This window comes from Micromonospora sp. NPDC048835, from assembly GCF_040649995.1.
Classification (GTDB): domain Bacteria; phylum Actinomycetota; class Actinomycetes; order Mycobacteriales; family Micromonosporaceae; genus Micromonospora.
The window spans coordinates 1-18,902 of sequence record NZ_JBEZGM010000007.1 but is presented as its reverse complement, the minus strand read 5'-3'; the positions used below and the strand labels follow the sequence as shown (position 1 = coordinate 18,902).

Annotated in this window: 20 protein-coding genes; 9 read left to right on the top strand and 11 right to left on the bottom strand. The window is 69.3% G+C overall.

The features are described from left to right. The first annotated feature begins 76 nt into the window (after window positions 1-76). The gene (locus AB0C15_RS10675) at window positions 77-946 is read left to right on the top strand and encodes an alpha/beta fold hydrolase (RefSeq protein ID WP_357350888.1); all 870 of its coding nucleotides are present in this window, start codon (window positions 77-79) and stop codon (window positions 944-946) included. Window positions 947-990: 44 nt separating this feature from the next. Here AB0C15_RS10675 and AB0C15_RS10670 read toward each other — a convergent pair whose 3' ends face one another. The 8 genes from AB0C15_RS10670 to AB0C15_RS10635 form a co-directional block, all read right to left on the bottom strand. After that, on the bottom strand, window positions 991-2,253 hold the full coding sequence (locus AB0C15_RS10670; protein ID WP_357350886.1) for an MFS transporter: 1,263 nt from the start codon (window positions 2,251-2,253) through the stop codon (window positions 991-993). After that, window positions 2,250-3,503: an ATP-grasp domain-containing protein gene (locus AB0C15_RS10665; RefSeq protein ID WP_357350884.1), complete on the bottom strand. Its 1,254-nt coding sequence runs from the start codon at window positions 3,501-3,503 to the stop codon at window positions 2,250-2,252. The genes AB0C15_RS10670 and AB0C15_RS10665 overlap by 4 nt, the downstream gene beginning before the upstream one ends. Continuing rightward, window positions 3,500-4,762 (bottom strand): hypothetical protein, encoded by a 1,263-nt coding sequence (locus AB0C15_RS10660; RefSeq protein WP_357350883.1) that lies wholly within the window; start codon window positions 4,760-4,762, stop codon window positions 3,500-3,502. Before AB0C15_RS10660 ends, AB0C15_RS10665 begins: the two co-directional genes overlap by 4 nt. A gap of 8 nt (window positions 4,763-4,770) precedes the next feature. Then, a complete protein-coding gene (locus tag AB0C15_RS10655; RefSeq protein WP_357350881.1) occupies window positions 4,771-6,087 on the bottom strand; it encodes an acyl carrier protein in 1,317 nt (438 codons plus the stop codon). A gap of 46 nt (window positions 6,088-6,133) precedes the next feature. Then, window positions 6,134-6,421: a MoaD/ThiS family protein gene (locus AB0C15_RS10650; RefSeq protein WP_357350879.1), complete on the bottom strand. Its 288-nt coding sequence runs from the start codon at window positions 6,419-6,421 to the stop codon at window positions 6,134-6,136. Window positions 6,422-6,426: 5 nt separating this feature from the next. After that, a complete protein-coding gene (locus tag AB0C15_RS10645) occupies window positions 6,427-7,362 on the bottom strand; it encodes an SUMF1/EgtB/PvdO family nonheme iron enzyme (protein ID WP_357350877.1) in 936 nt (311 codons plus the stop codon). After that, window positions 7,359-7,844, bottom strand: a complete 486-nt coding sequence (locus AB0C15_RS10640) for a hypothetical protein (protein WP_357350875.1) — start codon at window positions 7,842-7,844, stop codon at window positions 7,359-7,361. Before AB0C15_RS10640 ends, AB0C15_RS10645 begins: the two co-directional genes overlap by 4 nt. Before the next feature lie 264 nt (window positions 7,845-8,108). Further along, on the bottom strand, window positions 8,109-9,149 hold the full coding sequence (locus tag AB0C15_RS10635; protein WP_357350873.1) for a hypothetical protein: 1,041 nt from the start codon (window positions 9,147-9,149) through the stop codon (window positions 8,109-8,111). A gap of 482 nt (window positions 9,150-9,631) precedes the next feature. Here AB0C15_RS10635 and AB0C15_RS10630 point away from each other — a divergent pair, with 482 nt between their 5' ends. The 5 genes from AB0C15_RS10630 to AB0C15_RS10610 are packed head-to-tail and all read left to right on the top strand — an operon-like array spanning window position 9,632 to window position 13,322. Then, window positions 9,632-10,129 (top strand): hypothetical protein, encoded by a 498-nt coding sequence (locus AB0C15_RS10630; protein ID WP_357350871.1) that lies wholly within the window; start codon window positions 9,632-9,634, stop codon window positions 10,127-10,129. Then, window positions 10,116-10,874, top strand: coding sequence for a formylglycine-generating enzyme family protein (locus AB0C15_RS10625; RefSeq protein WP_357350869.1), 759 nt, complete (start codon window positions 10,116-10,118; stop codon window positions 10,872-10,874). The genes AB0C15_RS10630 and AB0C15_RS10625 overlap by 14 nt, the downstream gene beginning before the upstream one ends. Then, a complete protein-coding gene (gene araD, locus AB0C15_RS10620; protein ID WP_357350867.1) occupies window positions 10,871-11,596 on the top strand; it encodes an L-ribulose-5-phosphate 4-epimerase AraD in 726 nt (241 codons plus the stop codon). Before AB0C15_RS10625 ends, araD begins: the two co-directional genes overlap by 4 nt. After that, entirely contained in the window at window positions 11,593-12,414 is an 822-nt protein-coding gene (locus AB0C15_RS10615; protein ID WP_357350865.1) for a 1-deoxy-D-xylulose-5-phosphate synthase N-terminal domain-containing protein, read from the top strand. Before araD ends, AB0C15_RS10615 begins: the two co-directional genes overlap by 4 nt. Further along, a complete protein-coding gene (locus tag AB0C15_RS10610) occupies window positions 12,393-13,322 on the top strand; it encodes a transketolase (RefSeq protein ID WP_357350863.1) in 930 nt (309 codons plus the stop codon). Before AB0C15_RS10615 ends, AB0C15_RS10610 begins: the two co-directional genes overlap by 22 nt. A gap of 101 nt (window positions 13,323-13,423) precedes the next feature. Here AB0C15_RS10610 and AB0C15_RS10605 read toward each other — a convergent pair whose 3' ends face one another. The 3 genes from AB0C15_RS10605 to AB0C15_RS10595 all read right to left on the bottom strand — a co-directional run bounded on the left by AB0C15_RS10605 (window position 13,424) and on the right by AB0C15_RS10595 (window position 15,921). Beyond that, window positions 13,424-14,341, bottom strand: coding sequence for an NADP-dependent oxidoreductase (locus AB0C15_RS10605; RefSeq protein ID WP_357350862.1), 918 nt, complete (start codon window positions 14,339-14,341; stop codon window positions 13,424-13,426). An 88-nt stretch (window positions 14,342-14,429) separates the two neighbouring features. Next, complete coding sequence (locus tag AB0C15_RS10600; RefSeq protein WP_357350860.1) at window positions 14,430-14,807, bottom strand: nuclear transport factor 2 family protein; 378 nt, start codon at window positions 14,805-14,807, stop codon at window positions 14,430-14,432. 1 nt (window position 14,808) lies between these two features. Beyond that, entirely contained in the window at window positions 14,809-15,921 is a 1,113-nt protein-coding gene (locus AB0C15_RS10595; protein ID WP_357350858.1) for an aldo/keto reductase, read from the bottom strand. A 141-nt stretch (window positions 15,922-16,062) separates the two neighbouring features. Here AB0C15_RS10595 and AB0C15_RS10590 point away from each other — a divergent pair, with 141 nt between their 5' ends. From AB0C15_RS10590 to AB0C15_RS10580, 3 genes are all read left to right on the top strand, one after another. After that, complete coding sequence (locus tag AB0C15_RS10590; RefSeq protein WP_357350856.1) at window positions 16,063-16,668, top strand: TetR/AcrR family transcriptional regulator; 606 nt, start codon at window positions 16,063-16,065, stop codon at window positions 16,666-16,668. A gap of 57 nt (window positions 16,669-16,725) precedes the next feature. Further along, the gene (locus AB0C15_RS10585; RefSeq protein ID WP_357350854.1) at window positions 16,726-16,905 is read left to right on the top strand and encodes a hypothetical protein; all 180 of its coding nucleotides are present in this window, start codon (window positions 16,726-16,728) and stop codon (window positions 16,903-16,905) included. Between the two features lie 211 nt (window positions 16,906-17,116). After that, on the top strand, window positions 17,117-18,808 hold the full coding sequence (locus AB0C15_RS10580) for an ABC-F family ATP-binding cassette domain-containing protein (RefSeq protein WP_357350852.1): 1,692 nt from the start codon (window positions 17,117-17,119) through the stop codon (window positions 18,806-18,808). Window positions 18,809-18,902: the final 94 nt, after the last annotated feature.

The window sequence follows — 18,902 nt, the reverse complement described above, 5'->3', positions numbered from 1 at the left end:
GGGGTGTGGGGGGCGCCCGGTCACCCGGGCCCACCCTTCGGTCGGCACCGACCACTGTTCCTGCCAGCATCTGACCATGCCGCAGCCGCACGACTTCGACACGGCCGTCCGGGCCGCCGAGGCTGTCATCGCCGCCGAGACGGCTGATCCCGAGGTACGGCCGGAGTCGCGCAGCCGCCTCCTGAGCCACGGTGTCCGGACCGAGCGGGTCGTGCTGCTGTTGCACGGGTACACCCTCGCGCCCGAACAGTACGAGGACCTGGCTCAGGAGTTCTTCGACCGGGGGTACAACGTCTGGGTCCCGCGGGCACCCCAGCACGGACACGTCGACCGGCAGGCGCACCACCGGGTCGAGGCCGGCGCACTGACGACGTACGCCGAGGATGCCCTGCGGGTGGCGACGGGGCTGGGTCACGAGGTGGGCGTCGTGGGGATCTCCGGCGGCGCGGTGCTCGCCACCTGGCTGACCCAACTGCCGGGCAGTGCCGTACGCCGTCTGCTGGTGCTGTCGCCGTTCTTCGGCCCGAACCCTCGGCAGGCCCCGGCCTGGGCGGTCCGGCCGCTCATCCTGCTGTACGGACGCCGCCTCCTGCCGGACCGGGTGACGTCGCGCGGCTACTCCCTCGCCGCGGTCACCCAGTACCTGACGATCGCGCGTACCCTGCCGAACCCGCCCCGGAAGACCGGCCTGCGGGCCGTGGCGGTCGTGACCAGTCCGCTCGACGGCGTGGTGGACCTCGAGGCGGCGGTCGACGTGCCGCGGCGGATCGCCGACGCGAACGCGCTCCCGCTGGGGGTCTGCACCCTGCCGCAGGGGTTGGGCGTCGGCCACAACACGCTCAGCCTCGCCGCCCTCGGCGCCGAGGGCGGCGAGCTGCTCCGGCGGTACGTGGCGCTCTACGAGGGCGCGGTCGACGACGCGCTCGCCCACACCGCCAGTCAGTAGCCCGAGCCCGGTCGCCGCCCGGCTGGCGGCGACCGGGACGGCTCTCAGGACGAGGCGCGGACCTCTGGCCGATCCGCGGCGTCCTCGTCGCGCATCCGCAGGAAGGGCAGGGCGGTGACGATGGTGCCGATACCGACGTAGACGAAGGCCACGCCGATGATGTGGCTGCCCAGGTAGCCGAAGACCAGGTAGGAGACCGGCATCACGGCTACCGCGATCATGTAGACCAGAGCGAACACCCGGCCCATGTACGCCGGGTCGACGACCTGTTGGACGTAGGTGAAGAAGTACGTGTTGAACGCCCCCATCACGGCGCCCTGGACGAAGGCGAGCGCGATCAGCACGGCGAGCGAGGGCACCAGCGGGATCAGGGCGAGCGCCGCGCCGGCCGCGACGATGTACCAGGCCAGCAGAGCCGGTTTCGGTGTCACGTCACGCCTGGCGAGGAAGAAGACCGTGATCGCCACACCACCGAGTGCCTCGGCGGTCAGGACGGCCGAATAGGCGCCACTGCCTGCGTGCAGCACCTCGCTGACGTACAGCGGGAGCAGGATGGTGAACGACACCAGGAAGAAGTTCACCAGACCGCAGAGCAACAGCAGACTGCGGACGAGACGTCGGCGACCGAGGTACCGCAACCCAGCGCGCAGGCCGTCCCACACGGACTCGTCCCGCGCGGTGCGCGCCGCCGGCCGGAAGCCGATGAATGCCTGCGCCAGCGCCGAGACGGCGAACGAGGCGGCGTTCACCAGCAGCGCACCCGCGATGCCGACAGCCGGAACCGCGATGAGAGCGGCGCCGAGCAGCGGGCCCACCACCTTCGTCGTCTCGGCGAAGTTCGTGGTCAGCGCGTTTGCCTTGGTGAGGCGATCCTTGGCGACCAGGGCCGGAACGATGGACCGGACGGCCGGTTTGAACAGTGAGGTGCACGCGCCCAGGACGGCCGCGCACAGCACGAGGGCGGGTATGTGGACCACGTCCTGATACGCCATCACGGCCACCGCGCCAGCGGCGATCGCACTGACCGCATCGGTGACGACGAGCACCCACTTCTTGTTCCAACGGTCCACCAGGACGCCGCTCAGTGGGCTGAGCAGGGCGATCGGCAGCGTGGACGCCGCGAGCACATAACCCGCCGCGACCGTGGCACCGGTCTCCCGGACCAACCACCAGGCCAGGACGACGTCGAAGACCACGGTGCCGGCACGGGACACCAGATTGCTGATGGCCACCGTGACGAAGTCCCGGTTCCACAGTGGTCGGCGGTCGACGGTCTCCGTCGCCGTGCCGGGCGATACGGTCGTCAAAACGTAACCTCGATCATGTCGTCGTACCGCCGGACGTGGTCGGCGATCGGTGGGTCCGTCGGCCCGGGCCGGTAGACACCGAGCACGGAGACGAAGTAGTCGGCCTCCAGCCCTTCCGGGTAGAGCACGCCACCGGGCTGCTTGTAACTGAGGCAGCGGTCGATCTCGTCCCGTGCGGACAGCCGCTCCAGGCCGCTGATTCCGCGGATGACACCACTGCCGCGGTGCGGCAGGTTGTACCAGAACGGGTACTCGTTGTCGGGTACTGCTTTCGGCGTCAGGCCGCCCGCGCGTGCCCGCAGTTCCGCGCTGTCGGCACAGGTGGCGGCCAGGTAGTACAGGCGGTGGAAGTCGACCCCGGAGGCGCTGGTGAAGAGCTGGTAGAACAGCCCACCCGCGCCAGGCCGGTTGGTGGTCTCCAGGACGAACGGTTCGTCGTCACGGAACCGCACCTCCGTGTGGGTGGCGCCGTTGGTGACGCCGAGCGCCCGCACCGCCCGGTACGAGATCTCCCTGATCCGGTCGGCCCGAGCGGTCGGAAGATGGGGGTCCATGTAGTAGAGCCGGTCGGGATAGTAGGGGCCGGGCGCGTTGCCCTTGGTGAGGATCCCGTCGCAGAGTGGTTCGCCGTCGAACCAGACCGTGTCGATGGAGTACTCCGGCCCGTCCACGTACTCCTCGATCAGGAACCCGGTGTTGTCCAGGCGCTCCTTGGCCACCACTGTCGAGTTCACCAGGAAGATCTTGCGCAGGTGCTCGTCCAACTCGGCCCGCGTGGTCACCTTTCGCACACCGCAACTCGCGAAGCCCTGGGAGGGCTTGGCGATCAGCGGGAACTCGAGGCCGTCGAGGGCGAGGTCCGGGCCACCGAAGGCGTTGCGGAAGATCCCTCGGGGCGTTCGTACGCCCGCGGCGAGCCAGATCTCCTTCATCCGCGCCTTGTCCCGCGACGCGGCCACCGCGGCCGGTGGAGTACGCGCCACGGTGCAGGCGTCGGCGATCGCCGACGCCTGCGTCAGGAACATCTCCTGGGTGGTCAGCACGGCGTCCGGCTGGCCGATGAGCCGGGTCAGCTCCCGCACGGCACGGTCGTGCTCGGTCCTGGGGTCGACCAGGATGGCGCGCGGACGATCGCGGTGCCGCCCCTCCGGCGACAGCACCCAGATCTCGTCGCCCTCCTCGGCGGCGATGCGTTCCATCTCGTCGAGGAAGAAGTCCGGAGTCTCGACGCAGACGACCTTGCGCCTCATGCGGGAGCCGCCCGGACGGTGAGGTGGTCGGTGACCGACTCCGACAGCATCGCCAGCAGGTCGGTCTCCTGCTCGGCCGCCCGTTGGACGAGTGCCAGCACGAGCCGGTCGACACCGAACCCACCGCAGATCGACAGGGCCGGCCGGCCACCGCTGGCCGTGCCGAACGGGATGGTGAAGTGGGCCTGGTGCCTGTTGACGGAAGCCGCGGCCATCGGCGCGCCGTCCGGCAGCCCTCGGACCATCAACTCGATCTTGTTGTCCGACACGAGCTGCGAGAACAGGCGCTGGGGTGCCCCGTCGTTGAAGAAGATGTCGTTCGCGCTCTCCATCCGGAAGTCCAACCCGAACAACGTGGCCATCGCCACCACGAAGTCCACCATCTCGCCGTGCGCCTGCTCAAGCGCGTGCTCGTCGCCGACGAAGACCGCCTCCCGCATCAGGAACTCGCGCAGTCGGTTGTCGTGGTTGAGGTTCCCCGACTCGTCCCGGAAGCACGCACCGGCGAGTGTGAACACGGCCGGCTCACCGACCGGGATCTCGGTGTCCGCGACGAGGGGGTAGCAGTGCAGGCACATGGCCGGGTTGAGCACCTCGCCCGGTGTGCTGAGGAAGTCCCGCAGACCGTCGTCGCGCCGAGTGCCGTTGCCGCCGTGCTCCTTCCAGTACGGCAGGAAACCCGCGAAGGTCTCCGGCGCCGGGTTCAGCGGGCTGACGAAGCTCAGGTGCTGCCGGGCGGTGTCGAAATATCCCGCACGGTCGATCACCGCGGTCGGCAGCATCGAGGGAACCCGAAGCTCCTGGGCGCGGTAGGCGTACTGGTAGAAGCGCCGGATGAACTGGTCGATCCCACGCGACAGCGCCGCGATCTCATGGCCGTAGAGGTTGAGACCACGGCCGGCGGGGCTGCGCCGCGCGGCAAGCGCGCGGCGCGGCGGCAGGCTGCGGGCCTCGTCCAGCTCGGCGGCGAGCTGGCGTGCCGCCGCGTCGAACGCTGCCTGGTCGTGCCGGGCCACCCGGCCCTGCGGCGGGTCACCCGAGTCGTAGTAGACCCGCGTGGGTACGGCCGGCAGCACGGCGAACGTGTCGGCGACCTCGTTGACAAGCGCCGACACGGCCTCCTCCGAGAGGTCCGTCGCAGCCGACTCCACGACGACCTGCTCCGGCGTGAACGAGACCGAAGAGGCTGCCGGGAAGTGGTAGAGCACCTGGGTACGCAGCGTGTGCTGCACGGCGGGGTTGGTCACCGCCCGGGACACCGGAATGATCATGCGTTGGCCCCGGCCCGCGCCTCGGCCAGGTACTGCTCGATGGAACCCATCGTGCGCAGGGTGGCGATGTCGAAGGTGGCGTAGTCGATCTGGAGGCCGAAGATCTGCTCCAGGTTCAGGACCAACCCCATCACCGCCATCGAGTCGAGCCCGAGTTGGGTGAGCGGCACGTCCCGGTGTGCCGCATAGTCGCCGGTGACCTTGGCGATGACGTCGTCCGGGAGGTAGCCGGCGAACAGACGCGGGATCCAGTCGGTCTCCACGGCCTGCTCGCTGCCCCCGGCCGCCAGTGCCGCGAGCACGTCCATGTTGACCTGCTGGTAGGCGGGCAGGAGCGAACGCAGCGCACGAACCGAGTCGACGTACATCCGGTAGATCCGGGACTCGGGGCGCTGCACGAGCAGGCTCGCGAACTTCTGCACGTCGTTCAACGCCCGATCCACACCACTCATCTCCGCCCGCGTACGGGCGACCAGTTCGTCCGACAGCGACGCGGCAAGGTCCGGTGTGGTCAGCACGTAGTCGAGGTAGAACTGGATCGGGGCGAACCGGTTGCGGACGTGCTTGTTGAGTCGGAACTGCTGCTGCTTCGGCACGGCACCGTCGACCAGGACGTCGTCCTCGTGGCTGTCCAGGTGGGCCAGCAACTCGTCGAAGCCGTTCTGGTCGGCCACGACCGGCGTACCGTGCCGGGTCAGCTGGCCATCGGCGAAGCGGTAACCGTAGAGGTCGTGGAAGAGGTAGTCGAACGCCGCCGCCGGAGCGAGCCCGGCGAGTCGCTGGATGACGTCCGAGTGCTTGATGACCGTGAGACCGATGGTGCCGTCCTCGTCCGGGGCGACCTTCTCCATCAGCTCCGCGAAGGTCAGCGGCGAGCACGTCCGGTTGAGCGTCTCGTTGACCTTGGTGAAGTAGACGGTGCCCGACTCGTTCATCCCTTCGAGCAGCACCGACGTGACGTACGGGGTGCCGTCGGTGTGCGTGACCCACATGTTCACCGAGACCTTGTGCCCCTGGCTGAACAGGTCGTGCAGCGAGGCGCGGAATTCCGCCACCGGGGTGCTCCCACTGTCCCGCACGTACGTGTCGAGCAGGTCGGCCAGGCCGTTGTGCAACGGGTACAGCGGCTCCGCGCCGAGGGCGTGCCGCCAGCCGAGGAAACGATCCAGATGGACCAGCGGGAACGTTTCCAAGCCGTACGACCCGGTGTAGATGTAGTAGAAGTTGCGCTCGTAGCAGACGTACTCGATGGCGCGTTCGTAAAGGTCCGGCGGAAGCGACGAGGCTTCGAACTCGCGGATGTTACTTGTCACGTGACTTCCTAACGTAAGCGGTGCGGGCGGATGACGGAGCCGTCGGTCATCCGCCGGCGAACTGGATCAGCAGAGCGAGTTCGTCGCCGTCGTCGAACGTGATCTGCGAATACTGTGAATTGTGGACCAGCTCATCGTTCACCACGAGAATGATGTTCTTACGGACCGAACCGTCGGCTTCGAAGATGCGGGACACGGCCGCCGGGTGGCAGGTGGTGAAGTAGGTGTGCAGATCGGCGACGCTGGTGGCCGGCACACGTAGCTTGCTGGATTTGGTCGTACCGTTCTTCGCGACCAGGTCGGAGATGAAGTTGGGCAGCGTCAGGGTCAGCATGGAGGTCAACTCTCCTCGGTGTGGTGTGTCGACTCGGGCCGCTCGTCGGAACCGAGGTCCGCGGCGATCCGGAACCCGATGTCGTAGGCCCAGTAGTCCACCGGTTCGTGGTGGCGGAACGCGCAGCGGCACATGTCGGTGAAGGCGTGCAGACTGCCGCCGCGGCACACCCGTTCGGCGGTGTCCTCGGCATTGCGGGGATTGCGGGCGGGGGACCGCCGGTAGAAGTCGGCGGCATAGGAGTCGGCGCACCACTCCCACACGTTCCCGAAGAGATCATGCAGGCCGTACGCGTTGGCCTTGCGGGTGCCCACCGGGTGCAGGTCACCCTGCGAGTTCTCGCTGCACCACGCGTAGGCGCCGAGATTCTCCATGCCGACGTCGCCGTACGGATCCGGTTGCCCACCCCGGCTGGCGAACTCCCACTCCGCCTCGGTCGGCAGGCGCACCCCCGCCCAGCGGCAGAACATCTGCGCGTCGTACCAGGTGACGTCGGCAACCGGCAGGTCGGGCTCGGCGCCGGGCGCGTGCTCGGGCCGGAACAGCCGGAACACCGAGTTCGTCACCTGGACCCGGCCGATCGCGAAGGCGTCGAGGGTGACCTCGTGCTCGGGCTCCTCGCCGCAGTAGACGGGTGTCGTGCCGGAGCTGGTGCCCATCAGGAACGGGCCGCCGGGCAACCGGACCAGATTCGCGAGGCACGTCGCCGCCAGCCGCTGCCGACCTGCCCGCAGCCAGGCTGCGGTCAGCTCGGCGTACTCGTCGGGCCGCAGGCGGGCGGCGGCCCGAAACGCGTGGGACAGCGTCTCGCCGTCGGTGACGATCGGCGTACCGTCGTCGGTCAGCTGGAAGATCGCGCCGAGCTGGCGGGCGAGCTCGGTGGGGTCGCTCACCGTGGCCAGGTCCCGGTACGCCGGGCGGGCGGTGGCGGGCGCTCTCATGCGACCGCCTGTGGCTGGTCCGACCCGTCGACGACGACGTGTGGCAGTTCGGTGACCCGGCCGGCTTCGGTGACCTCGAACGTCCGGACCAACGGGTACGAGAGGTTGCGAAGGACGACCAGCAGGTGCCACAGGTCCGGGGACGGGTGGAAGTCGACGTCCACCGACGTCAGGATCGCCGGGTGCCGTTGGTGGCTGTGGAAGACGCCGACTTTGACCAGGCCCGCGTCCCGGATGGTCCGTTCGACCCGCCAGGTCTCCTCCGGGGTGCACAGGAAGCCGGCGTCGTCGTGGTCGACGTAATAGTTTCCGTACGCGTGGAATTCAGTCAGCCACTCGTCCCGGATGTTCTCTTCCATGATGATGTAGTCGGTCGGCGGACCGAACCGTCGGGTGGAGAGGAAGAACCCAAAGAGCTTGGCGGGGAAGCGCCGACTCACGTCCTCGACGAATCGGTCGAGCAAAGGGCGCTCAAGGATCACGGCTTCTATGCGAGGCTCCCACGATCGGACCACCGCTGATGGGCGGCGGCAATGAGAGAGGAATGGGCATCGGATCGCCGTTGATTCCGATGCGTCGATCGCCGCGTGTCCACGTCGACACACGATCGAGCATTTCCACAATGGACAGTAACGTTCGAGCAAATAGGTCTACGCGCGGCAGGCGGTGTCTCCCGCGGTTCTGCCGGCAACGCTTGCGGGATCGAGGCGAGGGCGTTCCCGCCTACCCTGGAACAGGCACCGCCCTCACCGCGTGACCGAACGTAGAACGTCGAGATTGACCTTCTGGTAGGCCGGCAGCACATCCCGGAGGCGCAGGATCGCGGCGATGTGCAGCTCGAGCATGGCCGGAACCGGCTTCTGCACGAGCAGGCTGGCGAATTTCAGGACGTCGCCGAGGGCCACGTCCATGGCGGCGACCGCCGAGTCCACTCGTGCCGGGAGTCCCGGCATGAGGGCGGCCGCCAGCGCTGGGTCGGCCTGGACGTGCGCGAGGTAGAACTGGATCGGCATGAACCGGTTGCGGATGTGCTTGTGCAGGCGGAACTGCTGCTGTTTCGGGACGCCGTCCGGGGTGAGGATCTGTTCGGCGGAGCGTCGCAGGTCTGCCGCCAGTTCGTCGAACGCGTCCAGGTCGAGGCTCACCTCGCGGGCGCCGAGGTGGAGGTCGTTGCCCTGCCAGCGGTAGCCGTAAAGGTCGCCGAAGATTCGGCGCATCGCGTCGACGCCGTCCATCGTCGCGATCTCCGCGAGCGCCGCCGAGTGGCGAAGGACATCGATCTCGACCTGGCCGTCCTCCGGATCCAGGAGGCTCAGGAACGTGTCCCGGGTCAGCGGACGGCAGGTCACGTTGGTGGTCTCGTTGATCTTCGTGTAGTAGACGGTCCCCTGGTCGTCCATGCCCTCGAGCAGGGCCGATGTCACGAACGACGACCCGTCGGGGTAGGTGACCCACATGTTGACCGTGCCCTTGTGGCCCGCGGCGAACAGTTCGCCGAGGACCTCGAAGATGTGGTCCAGGTCGGTCACCACCCGTTGCCGGACGTGGCCGTCCAGAAAGGGCTCGAGCGCGTTGTATCGGGCGACCAGCGGTTCCACCCCCGCCGAGTGTTGCCAGGAGGCGAAGCGGTCGAGGTGCAGTAAGGGAAAGTGCCGCAGCCCGTAGCTGTGGGTGAAGACGCGGTAGAGGTTGCGCTCGTGGCAGACGTACTCGACCGCCCGAGCGAACATCTCCGGAGGTAGCGAGCCGGCCTCGAGGGGCTCGGTGTTGACCGTCCGGGTGGTCACGAACGGACACCCCGGCCCCCGTCGCGGTGCACGAGTGAGGCGGGCCAGGTAGCGGGCACGAGACGGGGTCTGCGGCGAGGCGGTCGAGGACCCGACCGGCGGCTTGCCAGACCGAAAAATGGAACGCCGAACATGGCCATCGTGAGCGGTTCCCCCCGGGCAGCGACGATGAGCGGTTGTGCAGGACTTGCGATCCCCCCGACGGGCGGTGGCCCGAAGGTTAACATCTGGTAAACGGGCGTAGACGATGGTCTTTCTAGCATGGTGCTGAGTGGGGTGTCAACCCGGTAAGAACCCGGTGCTCGTCCTGCCAGAAAACGTCCAGAAAGTGGGGCCGCGGGCGTCGGTGGCAGCGTCTACACTCCGCCGGTATCGTGGGTCGAGCGACTGCGCCACGTCGATGGGTGAAACCTGACCTGCTATTGACGGGTACATATTGTGAACGTTAACATGCCCGCGCCACAGCATCGAAGGACAGTTTTGTGACAGAGCTACTGCGGCTGGATCGCCAATTACTCGACCGTTTTCTGCTGGCGGTGGAAGAACGCTTCCCTCGGAAGACCTTCGGCTATTTTCTGGCCGATGAGCCAGATGGAAAGCCCACCGACTTCATCTTCTTCGAGGACAACGTCCGAGATGACTGGCGCGCGGAGTTCATCAAGTACGGTCAGTACTTCATCGACCATGACGACGCCGGTTTCCTGGCCACCCCGGAGGAGTCCTGGCGAGTCGCCCGGCACATCCGCGATGCGGGCCTGCACGAGGTCGGCGTCTTCCACAGCCATCAGCGCCACCCGGGTCTCCTGGCCACCGTGGACGTCGACCTCCATCCGTCGCCTCAGCTCTGGCACCTCTTGATAGTGCTGCGCAATCTCAAGTATCCGCAGGTCCGCGCGTTCTCCGTGGCGGACGGGGGGCGGGTCGCGGAGATGGAGATCGACATCATCGACGAACGGGGACGCACTCTTGACCACGTCTGACACGGCCACCCGGGCGGCCGAGACGAGCCGCTACGGCCGCGAGCGGGTGCTCGCCCGCCAGATCCGCCGGCGTGAGCTACTCGACCCCCTGCTGGCCACGGTACCGGGAAAGACCTACACGATGGGCAGCGAAAAGCAGGCCCGGATGGTTTACTGCGGCGAGACGCCATCCCACGAGGTCACCATTTCCTCCTTCTCGATCATGCGCACCTGCGTGACCAACGAACTGTATGCGCAGTACGCGCCGGACCACGTCGTCGGCCTGGATCCCCAGCTTCCGGTGGTGAATGTCACGTGGTTCCAGGCGGCGATGTTCTGTGACTGGATCGGCGGCCGGCTGCCCACCGAGGCGGAATGGGAAGGGGCCTGCCGCATCGATTGTCCGGACGTACCGGACAACCTGGAGGACGGGGCCTGGTTCAGTCACAACTCTGGTGACCGAGTGCACGCGGTGGGCACCCGTCTCCCCAATTCCGCCGGCATCTGCGATCTGCTGGGAAATGTTTGGGAGTGGTGTTACGACACGTACGACAGCACCTATTACCAGACCTCGCCGCCTGTCGATCCGGTCAACGCCACGGCGCACGGCAACCGGGTGTGTCGGGGTGGGGCCATGAACTCCTTCTTCGACATGTGCCGGCCGGCGTACCGCCACCACGAACCTGCGGACTACTGGTCGGCCGACATCGGCTTCCGCGTCGCCGCCGACCCGCACCCCCGACCTGAGAGGCAGCACCTTCGATGAGTACGGCCGGATCGACAGACCTGCGCGACGCGGTCCTCGCCGCGAACCAGATGATTCCCGAGGCCGGCCTTGCCGCGCTGACCTGGGGCAACGTGAGCGGAGTCGACCGGGCGGCAGGCATCTATGTGATCAAGCCGTCCGGTGTGGCGTACCAGGACCTCACGGCCGACCTCCTCGTCCCGGTGGACCTGGAGACAGGTCGGGTCACCGCCGGGACACTCAGGCCCTCGGTCGACAGCGAGACCCATCGCGCGTTCTACCTGCAGTGGTCGTCGGTCGGCGGGGTGACCCACACCCACTCCACGCACGCCGTCGCCTTCGCGCAGGCCCGCCGGGACGTGCCCGTGCTCGGCACCACGCACGCCGACACGTTCGCCGGCCCGATCCGGGTCACCCGGGACCTGACGGCCGACGAGTGCGAGCGTGACTACGAATTCAACACGGCCCGCGCGATCATCGAGCTGGTCGGGGGAGAGGCCGAGGCGCTGGCCGGGCCGGTCGCCCTCGCCGCCAACCACGGCCCCTTCACCTGGGCGGCGGACCCGCTCAAGTCGGTGGAGAACGCGATCGTCTGCGAGGCGGTCGCCGAGATGGCCCTGAAGACGCTGTCGCTGAACCCCGCGGCGTCCGCGCCACAGTGGTTGCTGGACCGGCACTTCACCCGCAAGCACGGCGCGGGGGCCTACTACGGCAACCAGCTCACCGCCGGGAGTCCACTGTGACCGTCTCCACACTGCGCAGCGGCGACGCCGGCGCCACGAGCGACACCGACCTGAGTGCGCGGGCACGACATGCCCGTCGACTCGCGGTCCGGATGGCGGCCGGCCCGACCGGCTGCCACCTCGGCGGCAGCCTCTCGGTCATCGACATACTCGTGGCGGCCATCGACTTCGTCAGCGGCGTACCCGAATCCGAGGTCGTCCTCAGCAAGGGGCACGCCGCCGCCGGCCTCTACGCGGCGCTGCACGCCTCGGGAATCCTCCCCGAGGACCCGTCCGAGCAGTACGGACGGGACGGCAGCCCGTTCACCGGGCACCCCAATCCCGCCCTCCGCGGCATCCGCTTCCCGACCGGCAGCCTCGGCCACGGCCTGGCGTACGCGGTGGGCTGGAGCATGGCCTGCCGGCTACGCGCGAACGGTGGGACGGCGGTGGCCGTGGTCGGTGACGGTGAACTCCAGGAGGGGCTCACCTGGGAGGCCTGCCAGGTCGCGGCAGCGCAGCGGCTGGGCAACCTGATCGTGGTCGTCGACCGGAACGGTTACCAGAACGACGGCGCGGTCGACGACATCTCGGCCATGCCGCACCTGGCCGACAGGTTCCGCGCCTTCGGGTTCGCCGCAGTCGAGGTGGACGGGCACGACCTGACCCAACTGAGCGAGACACTCGCCGCCCACGACACCCGCGGTGACCGACCACTCGCCGTCATCGCGCGGACGATGAAGGCCAAGGGCATCGCCGAACTCGAGGGCCGGGCCGGCTCGCACTACGTCACAGCGTCGCCTGAACAGGCACACCGATGGACGCAGGCACTGCGGTGAGCGCCGCCCTGGTCCCCTCGCGGGAGATCTACCGCAGAGAGCTGACCGAGATGGCCCGCCAGGACGACCGCATCCTGTGTCTGGAAGCCGACCTGGGCGGACAGCGGCATCCGTTCGCGGACGCCCACCCGGACCGGTTCTTCAACCTGGGCATCGCCGAGGCGGCGATGATCGACATCGCGGTGTCGCTGGCCAGCGCGGGGTACCGGCCCTTCGTCAGCACCTTCGCCACCTTCGCCGTGCTGCGGGCCGGCGAGAGCATGAAACTCGGTCTCGGCTACCTGGGCGCGCCGGTGACGATCGTCGCGCCCTACGCCGGGGTGTCCGGCGGGTGGCTCGGCACCACGCACCACTGCCTGGAGGACTTCGCCGTGGTCCAGAGCATGCCCGGCATCGCGCTCGCCGCGCCGTACGGCGCCGACGAGACCCGGGCGGTGCTGCACAACGCCCTTGCGGAAGGCCGTCCGCACTACATCCGACTGGGGCGCAACCAGGGCTACGAGAGCCTGGCCGGCGACCGCCCGTCCCCGGACTTCGTGACCTGGGACCACGAGGGCGACGGCGAGACCTGTCTGGTCTCCGTCGGTGAGAAGGGTACGGAGCTGAGTCTGCTTGCCGTCGCGGAGCAGCCGACCCTCTCCCACGCCCACCTGTGTTACCTGGACCAGGGCGCCCTGGCCAAGGCGGCGCGACACCTCAGCCCGAAGGCGGAGCGCTTCGTCGTCGTCGAGGAACATCGGCCCGGCGGAAGCGTCGCGGCGGCACTGGCGCTGCTCCTGCCCGACCGCGAGGTGTGCAGCGTGAGCGCGGGCGAGGGCTGGGTCTCCTCCGGGGGCAGCCACGACGACATCCTGCGCCAGCTCGGCATGACACTCCCGGCGCTGCTGGCGGTGGCGAACCGGAACTGACCGGGGCGCGCTCCCACCGGTCGCACCCGTCACCAGGAGCGGTTGCGGTGGCCGGTCAGCGGGCACGGGGCCTTCGCGGTGGTGCTGTCGCCGCGAGGGCCCTAGTGGCCGAGCACCACCTTGCCCGAGAGGCGGCCAGCCGCGTGCCGGCGGTGCACGTCGACGATCTCGGTGATCGGGAGACGCTCCGTGACGCCCACGGAGATCCCGTCGGCGTCCACCCGACGCGCGATCTCGCCGAGCTGGGCGCTGTCGCGGCGGAAGGTCATCACCATGGCGCGTATCGCCTGGTCGCGATCTGTCGACGCGGACGACGTGATGGAGACGAGGCTGCCGCCCGGCCGTACGAGGGCAACGAGACGGTTCAGGCCCGAGCCGTCGATGGGCGCGGTGTTGAACACCGCGTCGACGGGCTCGCTCAGCCGGTCGACCGCGTGGTTCAGGATCTGGTCGGCGCCGGCGGACTGGGCCGCCGTCATGCTGGCCGGGCCTGCCACGGCGACGACTGTGGCGCCCGCCAGCTTGGCGAACTGCACGGCCAACCGGCCCACGCCACCGCCCGCGCCGTTGATCAGGATGCGCTGGCCGGGCCGTACTCGCAGGTGGTCGTTGATTCCCTGCCAGGCGGTGAGCCCAGCGATCGGCAGGGCAGCGGCGTCGGCGAGCGGGATGCTGGTGGGCGCGGACACCACGTCCGCCGCCGGCGCGAGGGTGAACTCCCCGGCAGCGCCGTCCGCCGGCCGTGGCAGAGCCGCGATGACCGGATCGCCGATCGCGTGGCCGGTGATGTCCGGACCGAGTTCGACGATCGTGCCGGCGACATCGGTGCCAGGGATGTGCGGCATCCGAACGGGGTGGGATTGGTGCAGGACTCCGGCTCGGATGATGGCGTCGGCCGGGTTGAACGACGTGCCGGCGACCTTGATCAGGACTTCGCCGGGACCGGGGAGGGGCACCGGGGCCTGCTCGTACCGGAGCACCTCGGGTCCGCCGTACTCGTGCATTCGGATGGCGTACATGTCTTCCTCCGGGCTGCTGTCGATGAAGCGAGACACCCGTGGCTACGAACCCGCGATGCGGCTCCGTAGCCACGAGCGGGTGGTCGAGTCAGCCGCTTACGAGCTTGCTGGCGTACTGCGGGTTGGTGTAGTCGCGCCAGGCGGCGATCCTGCCGTCACGGATCTCGTAGATCGCCATGTTCATGACCGGCGCCACCGGCCGCCCCGGCAGGCCGAGGCCGTGGACCTGCTCGGCGATCACGACGTCGCGGTCGACCGCCTGGTGGACGGTCTCGAACTGGATCTCCGCGAACATCTCGAAGACGCCGCGCCACACCTGTACGACCGCGTCCCGGCCGCGTACCTCCTCGTCGCCGTACGCGTGGAACACGACGTCGGGGTGCAGGTAGGGCACCAGACGGTCCGCGTCCCTGGTGTTGAACGCCTCGACGAACTCACGAACCAGGGCATCGTTGTCCGGTGCCATCTCAGGCTCCTTCCTCGGTGGGCTGGGCGGCGGCGTTGAACACCGGCGGGGCGTAGCCGGCCGGCTTGTCGCCGATGCCCAGGCCGGGGCTGACCACCCAGGACTGGTACTGCGGGGTGAACATCACGTAGGGCACCCCGAGCTGCGGAGCGCTGGCCTCGTCGAGACGGCGACGGGCGTCCGCCGGGATCTCGAAGTCGAGCGCCTCGAAGTTGCTGCCCACCTGCTCGGCGCTGCTCGCACCGATGATCACCGAGGCCACTGCGGGTTGGGTGGCGACCCAGTTGATAGCGACCTGGGCCATGCTGCGGCCGAGGTCGGCGGCGACGCTCTCCAGGGCGTCGATGACCTGCCAGTCGCTGGAGCTGATCTCCCGACCCCCGGCGTTGGGGGTGGTCAACCGGCCGGTCCCGCTCAGGCCGTCGCCGCTGCGCCGGTACTTGCCGCTGAGCAGGCCACTGGCGATCGGGCTCCACGCGGTGAGCCCCATGCCCATGGTCTGGGCCATCGCCACGTACTCCGCCTCGATGCCCCGACTGACAAGCGAGTACGGCAGTTGCAGGTTGATCAGCGGGGCCAGGCCGTGCGCCTCGGCGTAGCTCTGCGCACGGGTCGCGTACCAGGCCGGCACGTCGGAGAGGCCCGCGTACCGGATCTTGCCGGACCGCACCAGGTCGTCGAGGGTGTGCACGACCTCCTCGACCGGGGTGATCCGGTCCCAGGTGTGCAGCAGGTACAGGTCGATGTAGTCGGTGCCGAGTCGGCTCAGCGACGCCTCCACGGCCCGCATGATGTGCTTGCGGCCGTTGCCGCTCGCGTTCGGGTCGCTCGGGTCGACGGTGTTGGTGAACTTGCTGGTGAGCACGAGCCGTTCGCGGACGCCGGCCCGGTCGATCAGGCGGCCGAGGATCTTCTCGCTCTCCCCGGCGGTGTAGAAGTCCGCCGTGTCGATGAAGTTCCCGCCCGACTCAAGGTATTTGCGGAAGATCGGCTCTGACTCCTCCTCGGTCTTGCCGTACGCCGCGTGGAAACCGTCGACACCGAAGTTCATGGTGCCCAGCGCCAGCCGGCTCACTCGCAGACCGGACCGTCCGAGCAGGTAGTAGTGGTTCATCGTCGCGTCCTCTCGATCACGTGGCGGCCCCGAACGGACCGTTTTCCAGACCTTTGCTCGGCAAAATTGGACCTGCAAGTCCAAAACCCGAGCTAGGGTCGGACCGGCAGGGACGGGGGGAACAGTGGTGACGGAGGTCTCATGACAAGGGCACTGACCCGCAAGGGAGAGGCCACCCGGGCGCGCATCGTCGTCGGCGCTGCCGCCGAGATCCGCGAGCGCGGCGTCGACGAGGTACGCCTCGAGGACGTGATGGCCCACACCGGCACCAGCAAGGGCCAACTCTTCCACTACTTTCCGGACGGAAAGGAAGAATTGCTGCTGGCGGTGGCCCAGCACGAGGCCGACCAGGTCCTGCTCGACCAGGAGCCGATGCTCAGCAACCTCACGACCTGGCCAACCTGGCTGGCGTGGCGGGACCGGCTGATCGAGCGCTACCGGGCGCAGGGTGTGAAGTGCCCCCTCAACGGTCTGCTCGGCCAGACCGGGCGACGGGCGCCGGGCGCGCAGGCGATCGTGGTCGGGCTCATGTGGCGCTGGCAGACGGCGATCGCCGAGGGCGTGCGGCGCATGCAGTCGACCGGCGACATCGCCCCGGACATCGACGCCGACCGCACCGCGGCGGCACTGCTCGCCGGCATCCAGGGCGGCGTGCTGCTGCTGCTGTCCACCGGAAGGACCGACCACCTCGAAGCGGTCCTCGACCTCACCATCGACTCGCTGCGGGCAGGTGCCCGGACGGCCTGACGTGTCAGGATCAGTTCGCCCGGGCGTACCGGAACGGGCTGGAGAGGACGGTCGGTCATGTCGGCGGCAACGGTGGCAGCACTGCTCGGCGGTGGCATCGTGCTCTTCGCCGCGCTGCTCCTGGTGATCATCGGCGTGCTGGGGCGTCGCGGCCGGGCCGGGCGACGGGCGGGCCGCTACACGTCCCGCCGGGGAAACTCGTCGGACAACAGCTCGTCGAGCACGGGCGGGAGCTGAGCCGGCAGGCAACCACCGGGGTTATCCTTGCCGCCGAGTTGTCGGAGATCGGAGCAGACGTGGCAGGTGACGACGACATCTCCGGGTGAGCACCCGGACCAGCCGCCGACGGGCGCGTGACCGCGCCTCCGTCGCCGCGGCCCCGTCGTCATGCCCTGCTCCCGCCGGGGTGCCGAAGCGCGCCCCGGATCGCCGCTCTCCGAGGTTCACCATGTCTGTTCGACCTGCCCTCATCGCCCATGACCTCGTACGCGTCCGCGGCGACCGCCGCGTCCTCGACGGCGTCTCCCTCACCGCCGCGCCCGGCCACCGGATCGGCCTGATCGGTGAGAACGGCACCGGCAAGACGACCCTGCTGCGGGTCCTGGCCGGCGTCGACGTACCCGACTCCGGCACCGTCACGCGCCCGCCCGACGTCGGCTTCCTGCACCAGGAGTTGCCCTTCCCGCCGTCCACGACAATCGCCGCGGTCCTCGACGACGCGCTGCGTGAGGCTCGCGCCGACCTCGCCGAGCTGGACCGGATCGGGGTCGCGCTCGCGCTCGCCGATCCGGCGCACGGCACCGAGCAGCACGACCGGCTGCTTGCCGCGTACGGCGAAGTTCTGGAGCGGGCGCAGGACCGCGACGCCTGGGACGCCGACCGGCGGGCCCGCACGGTCCTCGACGGCCTCGGCCTCGGCGGGCTGCCCCACGAGCGGACGGTGGGCGCCCTCTCCGGCGGGCAACGTGGCCGCCTCGCCCTCGCGGCGATGCTGATCCGCCGGCCCGGCGCACTGCTGCTCGACGAGCCCACCAACCACCTCGACGACGCGGCGGCGGCGTTCTGCGAGGACCAACTGCGGACCATGCCCGGGGTGGTCGTGCTGGCCAGTCACGACCGCGCCTTCCTGGACGCGGTCTGCACCGACCTCCTCGACCTCGACCCGGCGCTCGACGGGCCGGTCCGCTTCGGCGGCGGCTACACCGCCTACCTGACGGCGAAGCGGGCCGAGGCGCAACGGTGGCGCCGGCGCTACGACGACGAGCAGGTGCTCCTCGCCGACCTGCGCGAGGCCGCCGCCGTGACCGGACACCAGGTCGCGCACGGCCGTGCGCCGCGCGACAGCGAGAAGATGGGGTACGGGCACACCGCCGGCCGGGTCCAGAACCAGGTCTCCCGTCGCGTCCGCGACGCCACCCGTCGACTGGAGACGATCGAGCGTGACCCCGTTCCGGAGCCGCCGGAGCCGTTGCGCTTCCGCGTGTCCGTGCTCGCCGATACCGACGGCGACGGCGTGGGTGGCGGCGACGGCGTGGGTGGCGGCGGCGTAGGTGGCGGTGATGGCGTGGGTGGCGGCGACGAGGTTATCGTCACGGCGGACCGGCTGGAGGTCGCGGGCCGACTGCGGGTGGCGCACCTGGAGCTCAAGGGTCGCGACCGGCTCTTGGTGACCGGCCCCAACGGTGCCGGCAAGTCGACTCTGCTCGCCGTGCTCGCCGGCCACCTGACCGGTGCCGGGGCGCTCTGGCGACGACCGGGCCTGCGGATCGGACTGCTCACCCAGGACAGCGTCTTCGCCGATGCGCGTCGGACGGCCCGGCAGGTCTTCGACGCGGCCGTCGGGCCGGAGCGGGCGACTGTCGTACCGCTGTCCTCACTCGGGCTGCTCGCCCCGGCGGACCTGGACCGCCCGGTGGCCACCCTGTCCGTCGGACAGCGCCGTCGGCTCGCTCTCGCGGTGCTCGTCGCCGACCCGCCGGAGCTGCTCCTGCTCGACGAACCCACGAACCACCTCTCACCGACGCTCTGCGACGAACTCGAGGACGCCCTGAGCACCGGCCCCGGCGCCATCGTCATCGCCAGCCACGACCGCCGACTCCGCACCCGCTGGCCATCCCACCACCTCCCCCTCCCCACCTGAACCCACCCCCACCCCCACCTGAACCCACCCCCCCCCCCCCCCCCACCCCCCCCCGCCCGGCCCCCCCCGCCCAGCGGCGGGCGCGACCGGTGGG